The organism is Streptomyces kryoterrae (assembly GCF_054072135.1).
Genome location: NZ_CM133358.1, coordinates 7,586,211 through 7,610,360 on the forward strand (window position 1 = coordinate 7,586,211; position 24,150 = coordinate 7,610,360).

The 24,150-nt window shown below is 70.2% G+C and carries 21 protein-coding genes; 11 read left to right on the forward strand and 10 right to left on the reverse strand.

The annotated features are described in order from the left end of the window. Positions 1 to 37 precede the first annotated feature (37 nt). Complete coding sequence (locus tag ACW4TU_RS33620) at positions 38 to 1,807, reverse strand: phosphatidylglycerol lysyltransferase domain-containing protein (RefSeq protein WP_457419392.1); 1,770 nt, start codon at positions 1,805 to 1,807, stop codon at positions 38 to 40. A gap of 67 nt (positions 1,808 to 1,874) precedes the next feature. Continuing rightward, the gene (cobT, locus tag ACW4TU_RS33625) at positions 1,875 to 2,999 is read right to left on the reverse strand and encodes a nicotinate-nucleotide--dimethylbenzimidazole phosphoribosyltransferase (RefSeq protein WP_457419394.1); all 1,125 of its coding nucleotides are present in this window, start codon (positions 2,997 to 2,999) and stop codon (positions 1,875 to 1,877) included. Between the two features lie 171 nt (positions 3,000 to 3,170). On the opposite strand from cobT, the gene ACW4TU_RS33630 reads away from it, so the two are divergent. Then, the gene (locus ACW4TU_RS33630) at positions 3,171 to 4,190 is read left to right on the forward strand and encodes a class I SAM-dependent methyltransferase (RefSeq protein WP_457419396.1); all 1,020 of its coding nucleotides are present in this window, start codon (positions 3,171 to 3,173) and stop codon (positions 4,188 to 4,190) included. A gap of 22 nt (positions 4,191 to 4,212) precedes the next feature. On the opposite strand, the gene ACW4TU_RS33635 is transcribed toward ACW4TU_RS33630, so the two are convergent. Then, entirely contained in the window at positions 4,213 to 5,412 is a 1,200-nt protein-coding gene (locus tag ACW4TU_RS33635; protein ID WP_457419398.1) for a bifunctional adenosylcobinamide kinase/adenosylcobinamide-phosphate guanylyltransferase, read from the reverse strand. A gap of 302 nt (positions 5,413 to 5,714) precedes the next feature. On the opposite strand from ACW4TU_RS33635, the gene ACW4TU_RS33640 reads away from it, so the two are divergent. Beyond that, a complete protein-coding gene (locus ACW4TU_RS33640) occupies positions 5,715 to 5,930 on the forward strand; it encodes a hypothetical protein (protein ID WP_457419400.1) in 216 nt (71 codons plus the stop codon). 130 nt (positions 5,931 to 6,060) lie between these two features. On the opposite strand, the gene ACW4TU_RS33645 is transcribed toward ACW4TU_RS33640, so the two are convergent. Both ACW4TU_RS33645 and ACW4TU_RS33650 read right to left on the reverse strand, forming a co-directional pair. Then, positions 6,061 to 6,768, reverse strand: a complete 708-nt coding sequence (locus ACW4TU_RS33645; RefSeq protein ID WP_457419402.1) for a class I SAM-dependent methyltransferase — start codon at positions 6,766 to 6,768, stop codon at positions 6,061 to 6,063. Positions 6,769 to 6,851: 83 nt separating this feature from the next. After that, positions 6,852 to 7,478 (reverse strand): DUF3043 domain-containing protein, encoded by a 627-nt coding sequence (locus ACW4TU_RS33650; RefSeq protein ID WP_457419404.1) that lies wholly within the window; start codon positions 7,476 to 7,478, stop codon positions 6,852 to 6,854. 224 nt (positions 7,479 to 7,702) lie between these two features. On the opposite strand from ACW4TU_RS33650, the gene ACW4TU_RS33655 reads away from it, so the two are divergent. The 7 genes from ACW4TU_RS33655 (at position 7,703) to ACW4TU_RS33685 (ending at position 15,682) form a co-directional block, all read left to right on the forward strand. Next, positions 7,703 to 8,500 (forward strand): PspA/IM30 family protein, encoded by a 798-nt coding sequence (locus tag ACW4TU_RS33655; RefSeq protein ID WP_457430455.1) that lies wholly within the window; start codon positions 7,703 to 7,705, stop codon positions 8,498 to 8,500. Positions 8,501 to 8,547: 47 nt separating this feature from the next. Further along, positions 8,548 to 8,841: a PspA-associated protein PspAA gene (pspAA, locus tag ACW4TU_RS33660; RefSeq protein ID WP_457419405.1), complete on the forward strand. Its 294-nt coding sequence runs from the start codon at positions 8,548 to 8,550 to the stop codon at positions 8,839 to 8,841. Positions 8,842 to 8,920: 79 nt separating this feature from the next. Then, positions 8,921 to 10,171, forward strand: coding sequence for a sensor histidine kinase (locus ACW4TU_RS33665; protein ID WP_457430457.1), 1,251 nt, complete (start codon positions 8,921 to 8,923; stop codon positions 10,169 to 10,171). A 79-nt stretch (positions 10,172 to 10,250) separates the two neighbouring features. Next, the gene (locus tag ACW4TU_RS33670; protein ID WP_457419407.1) at positions 10,251 to 10,934 is read left to right on the forward strand and encodes a response regulator; all 684 of its coding nucleotides are present in this window, start codon (positions 10,251 to 10,253) and stop codon (positions 10,932 to 10,934) included. Between the two features lie 168 nt (positions 10,935 to 11,102). Continuing rightward, positions 11,103 to 14,207: an efflux RND transporter permease subunit gene (locus tag ACW4TU_RS33675; RefSeq protein ID WP_457419409.1), complete on the forward strand. Its 3,105-nt coding sequence runs from the start codon at positions 11,103 to 11,105 to the stop codon at positions 14,205 to 14,207. Between the two features lie 750 nt (positions 14,208 to 14,957). Continuing rightward, the gene (locus ACW4TU_RS33680) at positions 14,958 to 15,125 is read left to right on the forward strand and encodes a hypothetical protein (protein WP_457419411.1); all 168 of its coding nucleotides are present in this window, start codon (positions 14,958 to 14,960) and stop codon (positions 15,123 to 15,125) included. Positions 15,126 to 15,220: 95 nt separating this feature from the next. Further along, complete coding sequence (locus ACW4TU_RS33685) at positions 15,221 to 15,682, forward strand: hypothetical protein (protein ID WP_457419413.1); 462 nt, start codon at positions 15,221 to 15,223, stop codon at positions 15,680 to 15,682. A 104-nt stretch (positions 15,683 to 15,786) separates the two neighbouring features. Here the strand turns inward: ACW4TU_RS33685 and ACW4TU_RS33690 are convergent, their stop codons facing one another. Together ACW4TU_RS33690 and nadA are read right to left on the reverse strand one after the other, a co-directional pair. Beyond that, positions 15,787 to 17,277: an AAA family ATPase gene (locus tag ACW4TU_RS33690; protein WP_457419415.1), complete on the reverse strand. Its 1,491-nt coding sequence runs from the start codon at positions 17,275 to 17,277 to the stop codon at positions 15,787 to 15,789. A gap of 109 nt (positions 17,278 to 17,386) precedes the next feature. Continuing rightward, positions 17,387 to 18,571: a quinolinate synthase NadA gene (gene nadA, locus ACW4TU_RS33695; protein ID WP_457419416.1), complete on the reverse strand. Its 1,185-nt coding sequence runs from the start codon at positions 18,569 to 18,571 to the stop codon at positions 17,387 to 17,389. Between the two features lie 282 nt (positions 18,572 to 18,853). Here nadA and ACW4TU_RS33700 point away from each other — a divergent pair, with 282 nt between their 5' ends. Then, on the forward strand, positions 18,854 to 19,210 hold the full coding sequence (locus ACW4TU_RS33700; protein WP_006380335.1) for an iron-sulfur cluster assembly accessory protein: 357 nt from the start codon (positions 18,854 to 18,856) through the stop codon (positions 19,208 to 19,210). Positions 19,211 to 19,312: 102 nt separating this feature from the next. Here the strand turns inward: ACW4TU_RS33700 and ACW4TU_RS33705 are convergent, their stop codons facing one another. Together ACW4TU_RS33705 and ACW4TU_RS33710 are read right to left on the reverse strand one after the other, a co-directional pair. Continuing rightward, positions 19,313 to 20,938 (reverse strand): hypothetical protein, encoded by a 1,626-nt coding sequence (locus ACW4TU_RS33705; protein ID WP_457419418.1) that lies wholly within the window; start codon positions 20,936 to 20,938, stop codon positions 19,313 to 19,315. Between the two features lie 194 nt (positions 20,939 to 21,132). Continuing rightward, entirely contained in the window at positions 21,133 to 21,378 is a 246-nt protein-coding gene (locus ACW4TU_RS33710) for a hypothetical protein (RefSeq protein ID WP_457419420.1), read from the reverse strand. A gap of 133 nt (positions 21,379 to 21,511) precedes the next feature. On the opposite strand from ACW4TU_RS33710, the gene ACW4TU_RS33715 reads away from it, so the two are divergent. Then, complete coding sequence (locus ACW4TU_RS33715; protein WP_457419422.1) at positions 21,512 to 22,486, forward strand: carbohydrate kinase family protein; 975 nt, start codon at positions 21,512 to 21,514, stop codon at positions 22,484 to 22,486. 1 nt (position 22,487) lies between these two features. On the opposite strand, the gene ACW4TU_RS33720 is transcribed toward ACW4TU_RS33715, so the two are convergent. Next, the gene (locus ACW4TU_RS33720) at positions 22,488 to 23,897 is read right to left on the reverse strand and encodes a cysteine desulfurase/sulfurtransferase TusA family protein (RefSeq protein WP_457419424.1); all 1,410 of its coding nucleotides are present in this window, start codon (positions 23,895 to 23,897) and stop codon (positions 22,488 to 22,490) included. Positions 23,898 to 24,150 lie beyond the last annotated feature (253 nt).

The window sequence follows — 24,150 nt, forward strand, 5'->3', positions numbered from 1 at the left end:
CTCCCGACCCTCATCCGTGCGTGCCCTGTCTACGTGCTCATCTCTTCGGCCCGAGGTGCCTGCGGTGCAGCCACTTCGGCAGTCCCGGCGCCTCCAGGAAGCCCTCCGCGCGCGCGGCGGCGATGCCGATGCGCGGCAGGTCCGCGCTCTTCTCGAAGAGCAGGAACCGGGGTTCCCAGATGGGCCGGTACTTCGCGTTGGCGCGGTACAGCGACTCGATCTGCCACCAGCGGGAGAAGAAGCTGAGCAGCGAGCGCCACAGCCTCAGCACCGGCCCCGCGCCGATGCGCCCGCCACGTTCGAAGACGGAACGGAACATCGCGAAGTTGAGTGAGACCTGAGTGATCCCGATCTCCTGGGCACGCTGGAGAAGTTCGATCACCATGAACTCCATCAGCCCGTTGTCGGAGTCACGGTCGCGCCGCATGAGGTCGAGCGAGAGGCCGTGCGGCCCCCAGGGCACGAAGGAGAGCAGCGCTCTCAGCTCCCCGTCGCCGTCCGAGCACTCGAGCATCACGCACTGCCCGTCGGCCGGGTCGCCGAGCCGTCCGAGCGCCATGCTGAACCCGCGCTCGGTGGCGCCGTCCCGCCAGTCGTCGGCGCGCTGGAGGAGGGACGTCATCCCGTCGGCCGGGATGTCGGCGTGGCGCCGGATGCGTACGGTGTACCCGGCCCGCCCGACCCGGTTGTAGGCCTGCCGGACGGTCCGCATGGCCCGCCCCTCCAACGCGAACTCGGCGGTCTCGACGATGGCCTCGTCACCGAGTTCGAGGGCGTCCAGCCCGTGCCGCGCGTACACCGTGCCGGCCTCCTCGCTCGCCCCCATCACGGCCGGGATCCAGCCGTGGGCGCGGGCCTCGGCGAGCCACGGTTCGATGGCGCCGGGCCAGGCCTCCGGGTCGCCGATCGGATCACCGGCGGCCAGGGAGACCCCGCCCAGGGCGCGGTAGGCGACGGCGGCCTTGCCGGTGGGGGACCAGACGACGCTCTTCTCGCTGCGCAGGGCGAAGTAGCCGAGGGAGTCGCGGTCGCCGTGCCGGTCGAGGAGGGCGCGCAGCCGGGCCTCGTCGTCCTCGGTGAGCGGGTCGACGGCACGGCGGGAGCGGAAGGCGGCGTAGAGGACGGCGAGGATCAGCACCGTGCTGATGACGTTGATGGTGACGTCGACCCAGTTGGGCGTGGAGATCCCGGCGAAGCCCGTGTCGTCGGCGGCGACGGAGATCAGCCGCATCGTGCCGTAGCCCCAGCGCTCCAGGAACGTCGAGCGGTGGCTGTCGTGCGCCTGGTTGGCGACGGTGACCAGGAGCGCGGCGAGGAGCGAGGAGACGAGCAGGCCGCCGACCGCGACGGCGGCGGCGAGCCGCGGGTTGGACCGGTCGCCCTTGGCGTAGAACTCGCGCCGTCCGACGACGAGCGCGGCGACGAAGGCGGCCGTGAGGACGAGCGAGATCCAGTTCTGCCCGTGTTCCCGGATCTCCGCGAAGAACATGGCGAACGCGAACAGCAGCAGGAACAGCGTGCTGATCACGATGTTCAGGATCCAGGCGGCCCGCTTGCGGCGCCGCATGGTGATGGCCAGGAACATCGTGAACACACCGGAGGCGAAGCCGGCGGTCAGCAGGTACGGCGTGAAGAAGTTCTCCTCGTTGTGCCGCCGCACGTCGTTCCCGAAGGAGACCCACACCGCGCTGAGGAGATTGACGAAGGTGACGACCCGCAGATACCAGACGGCGAACGCGGCGGCGCGCCGCGAGGCGGTGGTGCTGGCGCTGCGCTGAACGTTCGGCGTGAGCCGGTCATCTCCCATGGAGAGTGATCATATGGGGCATGTTGTGCTACATGCCCCATATGCCTCTCGGTGGTCGGCCCGGCGGTCAGAGGGCCTCGGGCTCCTCGGGCTCCTCGGGCTCCTTTACGTCCTCCGGCTCCTCGACGTCCTCCGTCTTGGACGCCTCCGGCGCCTCCGGCAGCTCCGCCGCCAGTGCCGCCGCGGCCTGGACCAGCGGGAGGGCCAGCAGCGCCCCGGCTCCCTCGCCCACGGTCACCCCGTGGTCGAGCAGCGGCTCCAGTGCCATCCGGTCGAGCGCCTTCGCCTGGGCCGGCTCCCCGCTGTTGTGCCCGGCGAGCCACCAGTCCGGCGCCCGGAAGGCGATCCGCTGCCCGACCAGCGCGCACGCGGCCGACACCACACCGTCCAGGATCACCGGCATCTTGCGCACCGCGCTCTGCAGCAGGAACCCGGTCATCGCGGCGAGGTCGGCGCCGCCCACCGTCGCCAGCAGCTGCAACTGGTCCCCGAGCACCGGCCGGGCACGCCGCAGCGCGTCGCGGATCGCGGCGCACTTGCGCATCCACGCCAGGTCGTCGATCGGCAGCCCGCCCCGCCCGGTGACGACGGACGCGTCCGTCCCGCACAACGCGGCCACCAGCACCGACGCGGCCGTGGTGCCGCCGACGCTCACATCGCCGAGCACCACCAGATCCGTACCGGAGTCGGCCTCCTCGTCGGCCACGGCGACCCCCGCCAGGAAGGCGGCCTCCGCCTCCTCGAGGGTCAGCGCGTCCTCGACGTCGATCCGCCCGCTGCCGCGCCGCGCCCGGTGCCCCGCGACCTCGTCGGGCAGCGCGTCCGGCTCGCAGTCCAGCGCCATGTCGACCACACGCACGGGCACGCCGAGCCGCCGCGCGAGCACGGCGACGGGGCTGGAGCCGTCCAGTACGGCCCGCACGGACCGCTCGGCGCTGCCGGCGGGGCGCGCCGACACACCCTGCCCGGCGATCCCGTGATCCCCCGCGAACAGCACGACACGCGGCCGCTCCACCGCCCGTACCGGCACGGAGGACTGCGCCGCCGCGAGCCACTCACCCAGGTCGTCGAGGCGCCCGAGCGACCCGGGCGGCACGATCTGGCGCTCCCGCCGTGCCTCCGCGTCGCGGCGCACGCCGCCGTCGGGGCGCTCGATCAGATCGGTGAAGTCGTCGAGATTAAGCGAGCTCATTCGCCGAACAGTACCGGCAGCGATCGAACAGGGCGCCGTCACGTTGGAGCCATGTCATTGCACCCGGGATCGCGATCCCCTACGTAACGTTTTGATGCGTAATGTCGCACGGCGCCTCAGCGCACCGCATCAGTGCACCGCTTCGGTACACCGCTTCAGCAGGAGCCGCCCATGTCCCCCGCCCCCAAGGCGACAGCCCCGCAGGAGACCGGGGCCGACGGGTTCCACGAACCGCGCCGCGAGGACTGCCCCTGGTGCGGTTCCAGGCGGTTGCGCACCCGTCTGCGCACGTCGGACCTCCGGCGGCGCGGGCCGGGTACGTTCGTCGTCGACGAGTGTCGCGACTGCGCCCACGCCTTCCAGAACCCGCGCCTCACCGCGGAGGGCCTGGCCCTCCACCACCAGGACCTGCCCGAGGCACCCCACCCGGTCGCGCCCCGCCGCCACCGCGCGGCGGCCCGGGCGATGCTCCCCTTCCCGGAACCGGAGAGCTGGCTCGACGTGGGCACGGGCGAAGGCGCCTTCCCGGCGGCGGCGAAACGCTATTTCCCCTACACGGCCTTCGACGGCGTGGACACCACCCGCCGCGTCCAGAAGGCCCGCGCCTCCGGCCACATCGAGGAAGCCCACCGGGGCCGCCTCACCGACCTGGACATCGTCAACCGTCTGCACGCCCGGTACGACGTCGTCAGCATGTTTCACCACCTGGAACACACCGAGGATCCCCGCGAGGAACTCCGCGCCGCCCTGCGGGCCCTGCGCCCCGGCGGCCACCTCCTCATCGAGGTCCCGGACCCGAACTGCGCGTTCGGCACCCTGCTGGGCAAGTGGTGGCCCTGGTACGCCCAGCCCCGCCACCTCCACCTGATGCCGCTGGCCAACCTGGTGGCGGAACTGGAGTCCCAGCACTGCACGATCATCGCGACGGACCGCCGGGAACCCCACATCCCCTACGACCTGACAGGTGCCCTCTCCCTGGCCGTCACCCGCGCCCTCCCGGCCCCGGACGCCCACTGGCGCTCCACCCCGCCGACGCCGCTCCAGCGAAGAACCCGCACGGCCCTGCTCCGGGCGACGACCCCGTTCCTGGCCGCCGCCACAGCCCTGGACCACGCCCTGGCCCCCCTCCTGCGCCGCACCCGCTTCGCGAACACGTACCGGATCATCGCGCGCCGCGATCCCACCGGCTGAGGAGCCCGGCTGAGGAGAACGCTCACCCCCGCAGCACCAGCGCCTGCCCGGCCACCACCAGCAGCAGGTGCTCGCACTCCGCCCCGAACACCGAGTTCAGCCGCCCCAGCTCGTCCCGGTACCGACGCCCGGACGCCGTGGAGGGCACGATCCCGGACCCCACCTCGTTCGACACGGCGACGACGGTCCGCCGCGTGGACCGGACCGCCGCCGTCAACTCCCGTACCCGCCGCCGCAACTCGCGCTCCCCGCCCCCCGCCCACTCCGCGTCGTCCCATGCCCCGACCTGGTCCATCGCGTCCGTCAGCCACAGCGACAGACAGTCGATGAGCAGCGGCGCCCCCTCGTCCCGCAGCAGCGGTACGAGGTCACAGGTCTCGGCGGTACGCCACGACCCCGGCCGCCGCTCCCGGTGCGCGTGCACCCGCGCCGCCCACTCCCCGTCCCCGTTCCGCGTCCCGCCCGTGGCCACGTACAGCACGTCCGGGAACGCCTCCAGCCGCCGCTCCGCCTCCACCGACTTCCCGGACCGCGCCCCGCCCAGCACCAGCGTCCGCCGGGGCACGTCCGGTACGTCCTCGTAGACCCCGACCGTCAACGTCGTACCGTCCGCCACCGCCCGCGCGCCGGCCGCCGCGAGCCGGCGTCGCAGCTCGGCACCCGGCGGCACGTCATGGTCCAGATGAACGGCGACGACATCCGTGGCCGGCCCGAGCGCACCCACCGCCCGCAGCCGGGCCAGGGCGTCCGGCCGCCCGACGACGTCCGCGAGGACCATGTCGTACGGGGGACCGTTCCCGTCGAGCCCGGCCGGCGCCGCGCCCGGCGGCAGATACAGCAGGCGCTGCCCGTCGGGACCGGTCACCGCGTACCCCGTACCCGGCGCGTCCATCGGGACCGCCCACACCCGGTGGCCGGTCAGCAGCGCCAACTCCCGCCCGTCCGGCACCCGTCCGGGCTGCGGGAGCCCCACCGGCACCTCGACGGCGGGCCCGTCGTGCGGATGCGACAGCAGCACCTGCCGTACGCCGCCCAGCGAGTGCCCGGCACGCGCCGCCGCGAGTACGGCGCCGGGGGTGAGGTCGAGCAGCAGCGTGCCGTCCACGAGCAGCGCGGTGGCCGCGCGCGCGTGCACACCGAGCGCGCCGGTGCAGGCCGCGCACGCACAGTCGGGGCGGGGCAGACCCGCGGGGGCACCGGTACCGAGCAGAGTGAGTTCCACGAACCTGATTTTCGCGTGTCCCCGCAGGTCCTGCGCGTCCGGCCTGGGCCTGTCCGGCGGATCAGGTCGGAGAACAGCTGCGGCGCCTCATCAGCGCAGGTGAGCGGGGCTTGGTGCGTCTGGCCGCAAGGCGGAGGAGGGAGTCGACGCGGAGCGTCGGCGAGGGAACACAACGCCGCAGACGGGCGTGCCGGGGCCTGCGTCTCCGACATGATCCGCCGGACAGGCCCTAGGCTCTCGGACCAGGAGCGGGATCAAGATCCGGCTCCTGGTCTGCAGCGGTTCATATCTTGGAGGCGTACATGGCGGCATGGACGTGGCGGTTCGAGAAGACCGACGGGGCGGAGGTCCAGCCCGCGCTGGAGCCCGAGGAGTTCACGACGCAGGGGGACGCCGAGTCCTGGATCGGTGAGTACTGGAAAGAACTTCTCGCAGGCGGCGCGGACCAGGTACGGCTGTTCGAGGACACCACAGAGATCTACGGCCCGATGAGCCTGAAGGACGCCCAGGAGGCGTAGCGGTACCTGGCGGGGCGCCACGAAGGCGCCCCGCCAGGGGCGAGCCTTCAGGGGCGCGGGGCTGTATCTGATGTGCGGCTCCGCCGCGGGGCGCGACAAGCCTCGACCGGCCCGCGGCCGACGACGTCTCTCAGCCCCGGACCCCGCACAGGTGCAACAAAGCAGCCACCTGCCGATAGGGATCCGTCCGCCCCGCCCGCTCCTCCACGGCCAGCAGCGCGTCGACGTCGGAGGCGGAAGGAATCTCCGCGTCGTCGTCCGCCGTGTCGGTGAACACCCGCACCCCGTACCACGCGTGCAGCGGCGCCCCGATACCGGCGAGCGTGCCGGTGAGGACGGACAACCGGTCGGCGCGCACCTCAAGGCCGAGCCGGTTGACGTACGAGTCGGCGTCGAAGGCGCCCAGCGCTCCCGCCCAGTCCCCGGCGAGCCCCGGCCGCATGGCCAGCGCGTCGCCGTTGCGCACCAGCAGGGACAGCAGCCCGCCCGGCGCCAGCATCCGCGCCAGCCCCGCCAGCAGGGCGTCCGGCAGTTCGACGTACATCAGTACGCCATGGCAGAGCACGACATCGAAGCTGCCCGGCAGAAAGTGCACCCCGGTGTCGCGGCCGTCGCTCTCCAGGAGCCGGACGCGATCACGGATGCCCTCCGGCTCGGCGGCCAGCGCCTCACGGGCAGCGCCGAGCATCCTCGGGTCCTTCTCGACACCGGTGACCTGATGGCCGGCCCGGGCCAGCCGCAGCGCCTGCGTGCCCTGGCCCATACCGACGTCGAGCACCCGCAGCCGCTGCCCGACCGGGAACCGCCCGGCTATCTGCTCGTCGAGCTGCCGGGCCACCAGCTCCTGCCGTACGACATTCCGCAGCCCGCCCAGCCTGTCCAGCCAGGCATCCGCCGCGCCCCCGGAGAACGACGTCGTGCTCAGGGCCGCTCTCCGCGCTTGACCTGGGGCTTGGGCAGCCGGAGGCGACGCATCTGGAGGGAACGCATCAGCGCGTAGGCGACCGCGCCCTTCGTCCGCTCGTTCGGGTGGCGCGCGGCCAGCTGCTTCTTCAGCCGGAGCGCGATGAAGACCGAGTCGACGATGATCAGCACGATCACGAAGAGCCACAGCAGCAGCGCGATGCTCTGCAGCGCGCCGACCCGGACCATGCTCAGGACGAGGATGATCACGGCCATCGGCAGGAAGAACTCGGCGACACAGAGGCGCGAGTCCACGAAATCGCGCGCGAAACGGCGCACCGGGCCCTTGTCGCGGGCGGGGAGATAACGCTCGTCCCCGCTGGCGAGTGCCTGGCGCTGGCGTTCCATCGCGGCTCGGCGCTCGTCACGCTGTCGTTTGGCCCCCTCCTTGCGCGTCGTGGGGGTACTGGCGACGCTGCGGCGCTGGGACTGGGCCGCACTCCGCTTGGGAGTGGGCCTGCCCTTCGGGGCCTGCGGGTCACGGGTCTGCTTGGAGTCGGTCACCAGCGCCTTGTCGGCGGGGGCCTTCTCTTCCTTGGCGCGGCTACGGAACACAAAACCCAAGGGTAATGGGTATCGGGGCATGGACCCCAGCCGAGTGGGGAACGATCCGGCAACACCGGTCGTCTTTACGAGACAGACAGTAGGGGGTCACCTACTCCCTACGCCGGAGTGGGACAGATCGCAGTCGTCCTTGGGGATGAGCGCATCGGGCCCGGAACAGTGCGGTAATGGAGGCAGGGCCCGTACTGTTGGTCCTGTTGCAGGTGCTGGAGCTGGAGTCCGTCAGAAGGGGGCGCGCGAAGCCCATGAGCGGTGTCATGAAGCGTATGGGGATGATCTTCCGCGCGAAGGCGAACAAGGCCCTTGACCGGGCCGAGGACCCGCGCGAAACCCTCGACTACTCGTACCAGAAACAGCTGGAGCTGCTCCAGAAGGTGCGCCGCGGTGTCGCCGACGTGGCGACCAGCCGCAAGCGACTGGAACTGCAGCTCGCCCAGCTGAACAAGCAGTCCTCCACGCTGGAGGACCAGGGCCGCAAGGCGCTCGCGCTGGGCCGTGAGGACCTGGCCCGCGAGGCTCTCTCGCGCCGCGCCGCCCTCCAGCAGCAGGTGACGGACCTGGAGACGCAGCACCAGACCCTCCAGGGCGAGGAGGAGAAGCTCACCCTCGGGGCGCAGCGCCTCCAGGCCAAGGTCGACGCCTTCCGCACCAAGAAGGAGACGATCAAGGCGACGTACACCGCGGCCCAGGCCCAGACCCGGATCGGTGAGGCGTTCACCGGTATCTCCGAGGAGATGGGCGACGTGGGCCTGGCGATCCAGCGGGCCGAGGACAAGACGGCACAGCTCCAGGCGCGGGCGGGTGCGATCGACGAGCTGCTCGCCTCCGGCGCCCTGAACGACCCCACGGGCATGGCCAAGGACGACCTCCAGGCCGAGCTGGACCGGCTCTCCGGTGGTACGGATGTGGAGCTGGAGCTGCAGCGCATGAAGGCGGAGCTGGCCGGCGGTTCGTCGTCGGGGCAGCAGGCCATCGAGGGCGGCAGCGGCCAGCAGCAGTCCCAGCAGCAGCCGAAGGACGCTCCGCGCTTCGACAAGCAGTAAGCCACCGCAGTAGCCAACAGCAGTAGGCCACGCCTGAGGAGGGCGACATGATCGTACGGATCATGGGGGAGGGCCAGGTGAGGCTGGCCGACAGCCACCTCACCGAGCTGGACAAGCTGGACGACGTGCTCCTGGCGGAAATGGAGCTCGGCGACGGCCCGGGCTTCCGCCGCACCCTTCAGTCCCTCCTGGACAAGGTCCGCGAACTCGGCGACCCCTTGCCGGACGACTCCCTGGAACCCTCGGAACTGATCCTTCCGTCGCCGGACGCGACACTGGAGCAGGTCCGGGAGCTGCTGAGCGACGGCGGCCTGATCAACTTCAGCCCGTCCGGCGATTGAGGACAAGGCCCGTTCAGGGCCGTAGCAGGGGTCTGGGGGTGCAACCCCCAGCAACGCCCAGGTGACTACCTTGACGAATGTGACCGCCCTCCAGCGAGCCCGATGCCATCTAAAAGCGCACCCCCTCGCGCTGGACGTGGCCCTCGCCGCAGCCGTCCTCGTCTGCATGCTGGGCACCTCGTTCGTCGACCCGCACGGGCAGGACGGCGGCGCCTGGACCGCCCGCACCCCGGACGTCCTCAGCCTGGTCCTCATGGTGCTCGGCGCCGCGGCGCTCATCCTGCGCCGACGCGACCCCATGAAGGTGCTCGCGTTCACCGGCGCCGCCTCCCTCGTCGAGTCGGTCACCGCCGACCCACGTGCTCCCGTCGCGATGTCCGCGGTGATCGCCCTGTACACCGTCGCGTCGACCACCGACCGCCCCACCACCTGGCGTGTCGGCCTCCTCACGATGACCGTCCTCACCGGTTCCGCGATGCTGGCCGGCCCGCTGCCCTGGTACGCGCAGGAAAACCTCGGCATCTTCGCCTGGACCGGCATGGCCGCGACCGCCGGGGACGCCGTACGCAGCCGCCGTGGCTTCATCGACGCCATGAGAGAGCGCGCCGAGCGGGCGGAACGCACCCGCGAGGAGGAGGCCCGCCGACGCGTGGCCGAGGAGCGGCTGCGCATCGCCCGTGACCTGCACGACGTGGTCGCCCACCACATCGCCCTGGTCAACGTCCAGGCCGGGGTCGCCGCACACGTCATGGACAAGCGCCCCGACCAGGCCAAGGAGGCCCTCGCCCACGTACGGGAGGCCAGCCGCTCGGCGCTGAACGAGCTGCGCGCGACCGTCGGGCTGCTGCGCCAGTCCGGGGACCCGGCGGCACCCACCGAGCCCGCGCCCGGTCTGCACCGGCTCGACGAGCTGGTCGGCACCTTCCACAGCGCCGGACTCCAGGTCGAGGTAGCCCGCGCCGACCAGGACACCACCCTCCCCGCGGCCATCGATCTGGCCGCCTACCGGGTGATCCAGGAGGCCCTGACGAACGTACAGAAGCACGCGGGAGCGGAGGCGAAGGCCGAGGTCAGCGTCGTACGGGTGGGGTCGAACATCGAGATCACCGTGCTGGACAACGGGCCGGGCAGGGGAGAAGGCCAGGACGGCCCGGAGGAGGGCGGCGGGCACGGGCTGCTCGGGATGCGGGAGCGCGTCACCGCGGTCGGCGGCGGCTGCACCGCCGGTCCCCGGTACGGAGGCGGCTTCCGGGTGCATGCGATCCTGCCGGTGAAGAGCAGACCGCGTCCCGCGGACGGCGCGGGCACCCCCGTACAGAGAACCGCGTAGACGGCCGCCGTACACACGCAGAGACAGCCGCACGCCGATTCACCGTTCGCCGATTCACCGATTTCAACGAGGACCGCCCATGACGATCCGTGTCCTGCTCGCCGACGACCAGGCCCTGCTGCGCAGCGCCTTCCGCGTGCTCGTGGACTCGGAGGCCGACATGGAGGTGGTCGGGGAGGCGTCCGACGGGGCGGAGGCGGTGCGGCTGGCGCGGGAGCAGCATGCCGACGTCGTGCTGATGGACATCCGGATGCCGGGCACCGACGGACTGGCCGCGACCCGGCTGATCAGCGCGGATCCGGCGCTCGCACATGTACGGGTCGTGATGCTGACGACGTTCGAGGTCGACGAGTACGTGGTGCAGTCGCTGCGCGCGGGTGCGTCCGGGTTCCTCGGCAAGGGGGCCGAGCCCGACGAACTGCTGAACGCCATCCGGGTCGCGGCCGGGGGCGAGGCACTGCTGTCGCCGGCCGCCACCAAGGGGCTGATCGCCCAGTTCCTCGCGCAGGGCGACGTGCTGGACGACGGCCGCGACCCGGCCCGTGCCGAGCGGCTGGACGCGCTGACCGGGCGGGAGCGCGAGGTGTTGGTGCAGGTCGCCGGCGGGCACTCGAACGACGAGATCGCGGAGCGGCTGGAGGTCAGCCCGCTGACGGTGAAGACGCACGTCAACCGGGCCATGGCCAAGCTGGGCGCCCGGGACCGGGCCCAACTCGTCGTCATCGCCTACGAGTCGGGACTGGTACGTCCAAGGGTGGAGTGAGCTTCGCGGGGCGTACTGCGGCCGGAGTAGGGGCCAGGTAAGGAAACGGGACCTGGGGGCTACGAAACAGGGGTCGCCCATGGCTCAGGGTGTAGAGGCAGGCGCTGCACAGGTGTGTCACTCATGCGCCCTTCCTCCGCTCAGGCCACAGAAGAGAGACGCTCACCCATGTCCTGGCTGTCCAGGTTCAGCCTCGCGCAACGGGCCCTGATAGGGCTGATGTCGATCGTCGCGATCGTCTTCGGGGCGATAGCGATACCGCAGCTCAAGCAACAGCTGCTGCCCACCATCGAGCTCCCGGTGGTGTCCGTCCTCGCGCCGTACCAGGGTGCGTCCCCCGATGTGGTCGAGAAGCAGGTCGTCGAGCCCATCGAGGACAACCTCGAAGGCGTCGACGGCATCACCGGCGTCACCTCCACGGCCAGCGAGGGCAACGCCCTGATCACGGCGTCCTTCGACTACGGCAACGACACCAAGCAGCTGGTCGCCGACGTCCAGCAGGCCGTCAACCGGGCCCGTGTACTGCTCCCGGACGACGTGGACCCGCAGGTCGTCGCCGGTTCGACGGACGACATCCCGACGGTCGTCCTCGCCGTCACCTCCGACCAGGACCAGCAGGCCCTCGCCGACCGGCTCGACCGCACGGTGGTCCCCGACCTGCGGGCCATCGACGGCGTCGGCCAGGTCACGGTCGACGGGGTACGCGACGTCCAGGTCACCGTCACCCCGGACGACAGGAAGCTGACGGCGGCCGGTCTCACCTCCGCCGCCCTCGCCCAGGCACTGCAGGCGGGCGGCGCGACCGTCCCGGCGGGCTCCTTCGACGAGGCCGGCAGCAACCGCACGGTCCAGGTCGGCGGCGGCTTCACCTCGGTGGAGCAGATCGCGGACCTGATGGTCACGGGCGCGCCCGGTTCTCAAGCCAAGCCGGTGCGCCTCGCCGACGTCGCGGCCGTCAGGCAGGAGTCCGCGAAGGCCGACTCGATCACGCGTACGGACGGCAAGCCGAGCCTCGCGGTCACCGTCACGATGGACAACGACGGCAGCGCGGTGTCGATCTCGAACGCGGTCGAGGACAAACTCGCCGACATGCGCAAGGATCTGGGCACGGGGTCCACGATCACGGTGGTCAGCGACCAGGGCCCGGCGGTGGCGAAGTCCATCAAGGGCCTGACGACGGAGGGCGGCCTCGGCCTGCTCTTCGCGGTGATCGTCATCCTGGTCTTCCTGGCGTCGATCCGCTCCACCCTCGTCACGGCGGTCTCGATCCCGCTGTCGGTGGTCCTGGCCCTGATCGTCCTGTGGACCAGGGACCTGTCCCTGAACATGCTGACGCTGGGCGCGCTGACGATCGCGATCGGCCGGGTCGTCGACGACTCGATCGTGGTCCTGGAGAACATCAAGCGCCATCTCGGCTACGGCGAGGAGCGCCAGGAGGCGATCCTCAAGGCGGTCCGTGAGGTGGCCGGCGCGGTCACCTCCTCGACGCTCACGACGGTCGCGGTGTTCCTGCCGATCGGCCTGGTCGGCGGCATGGTCGGCCAGCTGTTCGGCTCGTTCAGCCTGACGGTGACGGCGGCCCTGCTGGCATCGCTCCTGGTCTCCCTGACGGTCGTACCGGTCCTCTCCTACTGGTTCCTCCGCGCCCCGAGGGACACCCCGGACGACGCGGACGAGGCCCGCAGGCTGGCGGAGGAGAAGGAGGCGAAGAGCAGGCTCCAGCGCGTGTACGTCCCTGTCCTGCGCTTCGCGACCCGGCGCCGTCTGACGAGTGTGGCCATCGCGGCGGTGGTCCTGATCGGCACCTTCGGCATGGCACCGCTCCTGAAGACGAACTTCTTCGACCAGGGCGAGCAGGAAGTCCTCACGGTCAAGCAGCAGCTGAAGCCGGGGACGAGCCTGGCGGCCACGGACGTCCAGGCGAGGAAGGTCGAGCAACTGCTCGCGGACGTCAAGGGCGTCAAGGACTACCAGGTGACGATCGGCTCGTCCGGCTTCCTGGCGGCCTTCGGCGGCGGCACGGACACCAACCAGGCCTCCTACCAGGTCATGCTGGCGGACTCGGCGTCGGCGGACGACGTCCAGGACAGGATCGAAGAGGGCCTGGCGAAGCTCTCCGGCATCGGTACGACCACGATCGCGGCCGGTGACGGCTTCGGCAGCCAGGATCTGAGCGTGGTCGTGAAGGCGGCCGACGCGGACGTCCTGCGCAAGGCGGCGGACGAGGTCCGCGACACGGTGGCGGGCCTGGACGACGTCACCGACGTCACCAGCAACCTGGCGCAGAGCGTGCCGCGCATCTCGGTGCGGGCCAACTCCAAGGCGGCGGCGGCCGGTTACAACCAGCAGACGCTGGGCCTGGCGGTGGCCGAGGCGGTCAAGGGCACGACGGCCGCCAAGGCGACCCTGGACGACACCGAGCGCGACGTCGTCATCAGTCCGGCGAAGCCGGCAGGCACCCTGGCCGAGCTGAAGGCTCTGCGGCTGGGCGCGGCGAAACTGGGCGACATCGCGGACGTACAACTGGTGGACGGCCCGGTGTCGATGACCCGGATCGACGGCCAGCGGGCCGCGACGATCACCGCTCGCCCGACCGGCGACAACACGGGCGCGGTCAGCGCGGACCTCACCTCGAGGCTGGACGCCCTCAAGCTCCCCGCGGGCGCGACGGCGGAGATCGGCGGGGTGTCGTCGGACCAGGACGACGCGTTCAAGAACCTGGCGCTGGCGATGCTGGCGGCGATCGCGATCGTCTTCATGCTGCTGGTCGCGACGTTCCGTTCCCTGGTCCAGCCACTGATCCTCCTGGTGTCGATTCCGTTCGCGGCAACGGGCGCGATCGGCCTGCTGATCGCCACGGGCACCCCGATGGGCGTCCCGGCGATGATCGGCATGCTGATGCTGATCGGCATCGTGGTGACGAACGCGATCGTCCTGATCGACCTGATCAACCAGTACCGCGGCCAGGGCTACGGAGTGGTCGAGGCTGTGGTCGAAGGCGGCCGGCACCGCCTCCGCCCGATCCTGATGACAGCCCTGGCGACCATCTTCGCCCTCCTCCCGATGGCACTGGGCGTGACGGGCGAGGGCGGCTTCATCGCCCAGCCCCTGGCGGTGGTCGTCATCGGCGGCCTGATCACGTCAACTGCCCTGACACTGCTGCTCGTTCCGACCCTGTACGCGGTGGTGGAACTACGGAAGGAACGCCGGGCGAAGAAGAAGGCGGCGAAGAGGGAGCCGAAGGCGGAGGTGTTGGAGCCGGCCGGGGTGTGACCGGCTGACAGATTGAGAAGGGCGGCCGGGTCGCGTACGTGACCCGGCCGCCCTTTCGTTCTGTCTTATGTCTTCGGGGAGTTGACGAACGTGTCCCAGATCGCGGCTGGGACGACGCCGGGGAGGTCCTCGGTGATCTCGACGCAATTGCCCCCGCCGGCATCCGGATCTCAACGCTGGGACACGGACCCTCTGTTGGGACGCATGTCACACGGTGACCATGGAGACACGAAAGGTAATCATCGGTGCTTGTGGCCGCCAGAGGGACCAGACCGGAGGGAGGCCACACCGGAGGGCGACCCCTGCTGCCTCAGCACGTCCGACCCGAACATCCGACTGTCTTGCCTGGCGGACGAGTTGGAGACGGAACTGCTCGACTCGGGGGAGTTCGTCCTCGGCCGGGCGAGGACGCTGCTTGGCGACCGGGCTGTGGGGGAGCGGGAGTTGAGGTTCGCCGGGGCACGGCTGGCTGAGGCGCTGCGAGATGTGTTGCGGATTGTGGTGAGTCGGGGGCGCGATTGCCGGAAAGCCAGTACCCGTGCGTTTTCCATGAGTCCCACAGGCGTAGCCGTGGGCCTCCGAATCCGCCGACACCGGAAATCTCCGTAGTCGCAAAGGTGAAGGTTCCGCGTCGTTCACCCCTCGCGACGGTTCCGAAGTCCTGCCGGTCGGCGATCCGTGATGGCCACGACAGTCTGACGATGCTCCGACGAGTGGCCTCCCGTGTGGCGAAGCTCTGGATTGATGCCGGTGAACCACGAGGTCGCCCGCATCGCTCAGGGCTTCGACGTGCCGCCCGCCGTGGCGGTCAACGGCGATGCCCGACGACTGGGTGCACGATATGGAGAAAATGACATAAAAGGTAATCGAAGACAGTCGATGACTGTCGAAATGGAAAGCGCTTACGATAAGCTTTAGGACCGCTTGACTCCTTCGTTGTCGGCCGTGGTGCGAAATGGCTGGATGGCAAGCGGAATCCAGTCCTCATGCAGGCCTCTTGCGGGAGTAGATTCATGCGTCGACGGCACCGTGACCAGCCTCGCGATCCCTTGGCGTCAGCGCTCCCGGACGCGATTGCGATTGCGATCTCAGAGGTAGTCACCCTTATAGAGATCTTCGAGCACGCCCATGCCCTCATAGACGATGTGAGTGAGGTCGACAAAGAAACCCTCGCCAGGGCCAGTGGATCCAGTTTGATACCGATGCTTTACGCGCGAGCTGGATTCAGTTCAATCCAAGGGCGCCGCAGTATTCCTTTACTTGTCGACGAGATTGGTCTTCTTGAGGCTGCCGTAATTAACCTGGAGTCATATCAGGGGAGCGAGGTCGTTCTGTGCGCCGGCTATCAATTACTGGAAGATTTTGCGCACCGCAAGGGAAATACCTCCCCTGTGTGTCACGTGCACGGAATTCTGGCCTTCGCCGGTGAGGCGGAGGGTACGACCAGCGGATCGGTGGCTCCTTCCTTGGCGTGACGCCGAGGGCCAGGTCAGAGGGTCGGCATCGCCCCTTGCCCGTGCCTGTACTTGACGAACTCCGTGTGCGCGCGGCGCCCCTTCGTCTGCACACGCGGGCATGGTCATGACCCGCCGTACAGCCGTTTCAGGTCGACGAGGACGACCTCACCCCGGTCCGCCGCCGCCCGCAGGTCCGCCGAGAATCCGACCCCGCTGTAACAGGCGGGGCGGGCATGGCTCGTGTCGATGCCGCGCGCTGCGAGGAGCCCGAGGATGTGGCGGAGCCGTTCGAGGTGGCCGACGTTCATCACCCTGTTCCACTTCGCCTCGCCGACCGACAGCAGGATGCCGTGGTCCTGGCCGACGGCACCGCGTACGACGACGTCGACCTCGTGGGAGGTGTGCGCGGCCGGATCGGGGACGGTTCCCGAGGTGACGTCGATGGGCAGACCGCCGAAGGTGTCGGGTTCCGCGTGCCAGGAGACCCACTCACGGCACAGGTGCTCGAAGTGGGGGCCGACGACCTTGCTCAGGAACGTGTCCCTGGACAGCGCCCAGGCCGGCGCGGCGTTGTGGCGGCGGGTCAGGCGGGCCTGGTTGGGGCGTACTACCGCGTGGTGGAACGTGATCAGGGGTTCGGCGATGCGGTACGCGCTGCGGTTGCCGCGGAAGGCGTCCGGTTCCACGGTCAGCAGTCCGCAGCGCTTGAGTACCGTCAGCGGCTGGGAGATGTCCGTCGCCTTGCGGCCCACCGCACTCGCGATGCCACCGCTGGTGTGATTGCCGGCCGCGACCGCCGCGAGGACGGAGTGGTAGAGCGCGCGATCGCGTACATCCGGTTCCGAGGCCAGCAGGAACTCCGCCTCGCCGTACAGCGGACGGGCCGGGTTGAGGGCTGTCCGGCTGACCCAGTTGTCGAAGTCGTCCAGTCCTGTCGGAGTGTCGTCGTCCACGAACTCCCGTCGGTAGGCAGGGGTTCCGCCGACCACGGAGTGGGTGAGGACCGCGAGCCTCGGGTCGGTGATCTCCCAGAACGTGGCTGCTTCCCGGTAGCCGAGGGAGTGCACGACGAGGTCGAGTCCCGCGCGGCCGTACAGCGGTGACGTACCGGACAGTAGGCCGCCCATGAACGACATCGCGCTGCCGCAGAGGAGGATGCGGGGATGGCGGCGCAGATGACTGCCCGCGCGGACTCCGATGGCCCGCTGGAGGCGGGATGGGAGGGAGGCGTCGCCCCGGACCAGATAGGGGAACTCGTCGATGACAATCGGGACGGGGCGCTGCGTGGCCAGGTCGAAGAGCAGCTCCAGGGCTTCGGTCCAGTCCTGGGGGCGGGGTGGCACGGGAGCATCGGTGAAGTGTGCGATCTCCTTGCCGAGCAACATCAGCGCTTCGGCCCTGGTGCCCTCGACCGCGGCGAAGTAGAAGCCGTCGGTTGCCTTGGTGAGGGCTTCGAGCAGGAAGCTCTTCCCCTGGCGGCGACGTCCGGACACGACCGCGAGGCGTGGTCCGGGTTCCTCGTTGGAGGCGAACGCGGTCAGCTCGCTCCACTCCCAGTCGCGTTCGAAGATATGGGACGGCTTGGGGATGTTGCGGTGGGGCGGTCGGGGCACTGTCAGGTCACCTCGTTCTTAGGGATGCACATCTAAGATGTACATCCCTAAGAACGGCAGCGCACCTGAATGGACACGGGCGGGAGAGGCACCGCCTGCGGGGCACCGCCTACGGCAGCGCCAGCATCCGCTCCAGTGCCAGTTTCGCGAACGTCTCCGTCTCCCGGTCCACCGAGATCTGGTTCACCAGCTTGCCGTCGGCCAGGGACTCCAGGGTCCAGACCAGGTGGGGGAGGTCGATGCGGTTCATGGTCGAGCAGAAGCAGACCGTCTTGTCGAGGAAGACGATCTCCTTGCCCTCGGGTGCGAAACGGTTCGCCAGGCGGCGTACCAGGTTCAGCTCCGTGCCGATGGCCCACTTGGAGCCGGCCGGGGCCGCCTCCAGCGCCTTGATGATGTACTCGGTCGAGCCGACGTGGTCCGCCGCCTCCACCACCTCGTGCTTGCACTCCGGGTGGACCAGGACGTTCACGCCGGGGATCCGGGCGCGGACGTCGTTCACCGAGTCCAGCGAGAACCTCCCGTGCACCGAGCAGTGGCCGCGCCACAGGATCATCTTCGCGGCGCGCAGCTGCTCCGTGGTCAGGCCGCCGTTCGGCTTGTGCGGGTTGTAGAGGACGCAGTCGTCGAGCGACATCCCCATGTTCCGTACCGCCGTGTTGCGGCCCAGGTGCTGGTCCGGCAGGAACAGGACCTTCTCACCCTGCTCGAACGCCCACTCGAGGGCGCGTTCGGCATTGGACGACGTACAGATCGTGCCGCCGTGCTTGCCCGTGAACGCCTTGATGTCCGCCGAGGAGTTCATGTAGGAGACGGGTACGACCTGGTCGGCCACCCCGGCCTCCGTCAGGACGTCCCAGCACTCGGCCACCTGTTCGGCCGTCGCCATGTCCGCCATCGAGCAGCCGGCGGCCAGGTCGGGCAGGACCACCTTCTGGTCGTCGCCGGTCAGGATGTCCGCCGACTCCGCCATGAAGTGCACACCGCAGAACACGATGTACTCCGCCTCCGGACGCGCCGCCGCGTCCCGGGCCAGCTTGAAGGAGTCGCCCGTGACGTCCGCGAACTGGATGACCTCGTCGCGCTGGTAGTGATGGCCGAGGACGAAGACCTTCTCGCCGAGCTTGTCCTTGGCCGCACGGGCACGTGCCACCAGGTCCGGGTCGGAGGGGGAGGGCAGGTCGCCGGGGCACTCCACGCCACGCTCGCTCCGCGGGTCGGCCTCACGGCCGAGGAGCAGCAGGGCGAGGGGCGTCGGCTGTACGTCGAGGTCCTGGGTCTGGGCGGTGGTCACGACACGCACCCTTTCTGTTCTGCGGTTCACGCCTTTTCGTCGAATTGACGTTATCTATCGTAACCCCTTCACGTCACTTTGACGAGTCTCATAGCGTCGATGTGACATGAATCCCGGAGCGTGGGTGCGAGCCCGTCCACAGGGCCGCTGTTCGCGTTTCCGCGTGTGTGCGAGCATGGAGAGGAGAACGGAAAGAAACAGACTCTCGGCCCGGAATGAATCCGCGGCCCCGCCGGTTGCACTCGTCGGCAGAAGTCTCCGTACAACCCGGGAGAGATGTAGATGTCCGTATCGGACGAGACCAGCACCGTCACCGACGGCATCATCCTGTCCGACGCCGCCGCGGCGAAGGTCAAGGCCCTGCTCGACCAGGAAGGCCGCGAGGACCTCGCCCTGCGTGTCGCGGTCCAGCCCGGCGGTTGCTCGGGTCTGCGCTACCAGCTGTTCTTCGACGAGCGTTCCCTCGACGGTGACGTTCTCAAGGACTTCGACGGCGTCAAGGTCGTCACCGACCGTATGAGCGCTCCCTACCTCGGTGGCGCCTCCATCGACTTCGTCGACACCATCGAGAAGCAGGGCTTCACGATCGACAACCCGAACGCGACGGGCTCCTGCGCCTGCGGTGACTCCTTCAGCTAGGCCGTAGGGCCGCAAGGCCGGTACGCGTGAAGGCGGCGCCCCCCTCCGACGGGGGCGCCGCCTTCACGCGTACCGGGGGAGCCCAACAGGGGCCCGGGCTGATTACCGTTTGACGAAGTCGCCCTCGGGGATCGACTGTCCGTCCGTCCCCACGACCTTCCGGTCACCCAGCGGCTCGTCCAGCCGCACGGTCTCGTACGTGGCCTTGGCGATCATGATGCAGATCTTGCCCTTCTCGGACTTCGAGGTCACCGTCACGGTCACCTCGCCGTCCTCCTCCTTCGCCGACGCGGAGTACTTGCTGCACACCCCCGCCCAGAAGCCCACGGTCAGCTCCTTGCCGTCGCCGGAGACCGTGTAGCCCTCGATCTTCGTGCCACGCGTCGTCGTCCCGGAGGTCGGCTCGTCGCCCGGCGCGGTCGGCGTGGCCGTCGGGGACGGCTCCGCGCTGATGGTGGCCCCGGTCAGATACCGGGGGTCGACCGCCGGATACGTCACCGTGAAGCCCTCGGCGGCACCCTGCGCCCGTACCTCGAACAGCCACGACGGCACCAGCGCCGGCCGCCCGGACACGGAGTGCGAGGCCAGCCCGAACACCGCCTTGTCGACGGTGAGGGACTCCTTCTGCCCCGTCGTCGTGGTAGTACCGGTACCGGTACCGCACGGCGCCTCCAGGCGGTCCTTCAGCGGTACGGAGCTTGCGCAGCCCCCGATGCCCATGCGGTGCCCGGGAGTCGCCCCGGCCCCAGGCTCGTTGAGCAGGGCCAGGGTGGCCTTGGCGCCGATCACCGGGTAGGTGTCACTCTTCACCGGCGTCGCCAACTGGCCGCTGCCGCTCACCACTTCGCCCTGCGCGCTGACCTGGAGGCCGGTCGTCCAGCCGTAGGTGGGCAGCCCGCCGACCACCGGGTCGGCGTTCACCGACCGCTGGGTGCCCGTCAGCCGGCTCGCGTCCAGTTTCGCGTCGTCCTGGCCGACGGCCTTCAGGACCGGCGCCACGGCCTTCTTCGCGGCTGCCTCGCTCACCGGATCGACGGTCGTCCCCTCGGCGGCGGTGCCGGAGTTCCGCGCGCACACGGTCGTGCTCTTGCAGTTGTCGGAGCCCCCGGCAAGGTACCGGCTGAAGGACCAGGTCCCCGGCGCCTGCTTGTTCACTCGCAGGAACGGGCCCGTCCCGTCCTTCGCGGTGCCGACCAGCCAGCTGTCGGCCTCCGTCACCGGCTTCCCCTCGACGCCGAGCGCCTTGGCCAGCCGGGTCACCTCGGCGGCGGTGATCGATTCCTCGCCGTTCTTCGTCATCGTGTACACCGGCGCCGAGGCGGGCCCGGCGGGCAGCGCGCCGTCCGCCCGGTAGGTCACCCCGTTCGGGTCGGGCTCGCCGGGCGCGATGCCGCTCGTACCGCCCGTGTCACCCGTACCGCCCTCGGTGTAGCCGTCGAGGGCCAGTGGCGGGGGAGTGGTGCTGTCCCCGCCGGGCGCGGAGTTGTCCGTACGGTCGTCGTCGCCCGAGCCGCCGGTCAGGCCGGCGGTGAGGTAGGCCCCGCCACCCCCGACGAGCAGGACCGCGGCGGCGACCGAGGCGACGAGCACCGGGGACCGGCGCCGGGACGGGCGCTCCGGGTCGCTCTCCTCCGGCGTGGCCTCGGTGGTGACGTCCGCTTCGGCCTCGGTGGCCTTGTCGTCGGCCTTGTCGTCGGCGTCGTCGTGATCGGGTCGCTCGGTGTTCACCGCATCGCTCCTTGGGCTCCCAGCTGTCCCGGCTGTCCCGACCGGCCGACCCTGTCACAGACAGGCGCCGGGGGGTCGTACACCGCGTCCTCTTTACGGGGGACAGCGATGGGACGCAGCGGGGGAGCGCACGGTTCCCGTCGAGCGCTGGTCGACGGGGTGCCGTCGGTCGCGGGCCGTCGTCCGGGCCGGGCCTAGTCGCCGTACTCGGGCATCGCGTCCACCAGCCGGGCGGAGGCGGGCGGGACGGTCACGCCGTGGATACGGGACGGGGAGACGGGCAGGGCGATGACCCGGTCCGGGGCCGCCCAGTGCGGCGCCATCCGGGCGCAGTCGCCGCGCAGGGCGGCCAGACCCCCTTCGACGTCGAGCGGAGCGGCACCCGGTCCCGAGTGCAGTTGCTGGACCTGAAGGGCCTGGTGGACCTTGAAGTTCGTCATATCGGAACCGTATGCACCGGATACCCGGCGAGAAAGATCTACTATCGGGTAGTTTTGCCGCTTCAACCGGCACGGGCCGACCGGGTAGCGTGAACTGTCAATCCCCCTCCCCTCGCAGGAGAGTGTCCCCGTCGTGCGTATCGCAGTCACCGGCTCCATCGCCACCGACCACCTCATGACCTTCCCCGGCCGTTTCGCCGACCAGTTCGTAGCGGACCAGCTGCACACGGTCTCGCTGTCCTTCCTGGTCGACAACCTCGACGTACGCCGGGGTGGCGTGGGCGCGAACATCGCCTTCGGCATGGGCCAGCTCGGCACCAGGCCGATCCTGGTCGGGGCCGCCGGCGCCGACTTCGACGAGTACCGCGCCTGGCTGGACCGCCACGGTGTGGACACCGACTCGGTGCGTATCTCCGAGACGCTGCACACCGCGCGTTTCGTGTGCACCACCGACTCCGACCACAACCAGATCGGCTCCTTCTACACCGGCGCCATGAGCGAGGCCCGGCTGATCGAGCTGAAGACCGTCGCCGACCGCGTCGGCGGCCTCGACCTGGTCTCGATCGGCGCGGACGACCCGGAGGCGATGCTCCGCCACACCGAGGAGTGCCGCACCCGGTCCATCCCGTTCGCCGCCGACTTCTCCCAGCAGATCGCCCGCATGGGCGGCGACGACATCAAGGTCCTGCTGGAGGGCGCCGCCTACCTCTTCTCGAACGAGTACGAGAAGGGCCTCATCGAGTCGAAGACCGGCTGGTCCGACGCCGAGATCCTCGCCAAGGTCGGCACCCGGGTGACCACCCTCGGCGCCAAGGGCGTACGCGTCGAGCGCGTCGGCGAGGAGCCGATCGAGGTCGGCTGCCCGGACGAGGAGGCCAAGGTCGAGCCCACGGGCGTCGGCGACGCCTTCCGCGCCGGCTTCCTGTCCGGCCTGGCGTGGGGCGTCTCCCTGGAGCGTGCCGCACAGGTCGGCTGCATGCTCGCCACCCTGGTCATCGAGACGGTCGGCACCCAGGAGTACCAGCTCCGGCGCGCCCACTTCATGGACCGCTTCCGCAAGGCGTACGGCGACGACGCCGTGACCGAGGTCCAGCAGCACCTGAAGTGAGTCAGGAGAGCCGGCGGACCACGTAGGCCGCACCCCGGTCCGCCGGCTCCTCACCGACGTACTCCTGCCCCCGCATCTCGCACCACGCCGGAATGTCCAGCCGCGCCGCCTCGTCGTCCGAGAGAACCCGCACCCTGGCGCCCACCGGCACCTCACCGATCCGCTTCGCCAGCTCGATCACCGGGATCGGGCAGCGCCTGCCGAGGGCATCGACAACGAGCGAGTCCCCGTCACCTTCCCCGTCACCTTCCCCGTCGCCGACGACAGCCACCGTCACCGGAAGCGGCGCGCCCAGCTTCTCCCGTACGGTCGCCACCGCGCCCGGCAGGACGGACAGGAACCGGTCGACCTCCTCGGCCGGGGTCCCGACCGGCAGTGACACCCTCACATTGCCCTCACTCAGCACCCCCATCGCCCTCAGCACATGGCTCGGCGTCAACGTGCTGCTCGTACAGGACGATCCGGAGGAGACGGAGAAACCGGCGCGGTCCAGCTCGTGCAGCAGTGTCTCCCCGTCGACATAGAGACAGGAGAAGGTGACGACACCGGGCAGCCGCCGCACCGGATCGCCGACCACCTCCACGTCCGCCACCAGCACCGGCACCCGCGCCCGGATCCGCTCCGTCAACTCCCTCAGCCGTACCGCCTCCTGCGCCGCCTCGGCCCGTACCGCCCGCAACGAGGCCGCCGCCGCGACGATCGCCGGAAGGTTCTCGAACCCGGCCGCCCGCCCCGACTCCCGCTCGTCCACGGGCCCACGCACCGCGAACCGCACCCCTTTACGGACGGCGAGCAGCCCGACCCCGGAAGGCCCACCCCATTTATGGGCACTCGCGGCGAGCAGCGACCAGGGCCCCGGAACAGCCCCCCACCCCAACGACTGCGCCGCGTCCACCAGCAACGGCACCCCGGCCGCCCGGCACACCTCGGCCACCTCGGCCACCGGCTGCTCGGTCCCCACCTCGTGGTTGGCCGACTGAAGACACGCCAGCGCGGTGTCGGGCCGTACGGCGGCCTCGTACGCCCCGACGGCCACAGCCCCGGCACGATCCACCGCGACGGTCGTCACCTCGCCGCCCGTCGCCTCCCACTCCTCCGCCGAATGGAGCACCGAAGAGTGTTCGACCGCTGACACGATCAGGTGACGTCCGACGCGGCGCCGACCAGCGAGAGCGCCCGCCATACCGGTGTGCACGGCGCGCGTACCCGACGACGTGAACGTCAGCTCATCGGCCCGGCACTCCACCGCCTCGGCCGCCGCCTCCCGCGCCGCATCCAGCAACATCCGGGCCCGCCGCCCCTCCCTGTACAAACGCGCGGGATCGGCCCACCCCTCGTCGAGCGAGGCCAGGAGAGCCTGCCGGGCAACGGGGTGGAGGGGGGCAGAGGATGCGGCATCGAAGTAGGACACGAACCAACGCTAAGTCCTCAACAAGGGGTACGTGGTCCCACCCAGAGGGGCGCGGGGCTGTCACATCAGCGGCTCCGCCGCGGGCGCGACAAGCCACGGACGGCCGGTACCCGTCGTACCACCCGAACCCGCACCCCAGGGGGCGCCCGACCCCCCGTCAGAACACCCCCAACCCGGCCCAGCCCACCCCTTCGGGGTGACCCCCGGCGCGTTGGGGACCCTCCCCGCGCGACCCCAAATTGCGTCCAGTAGG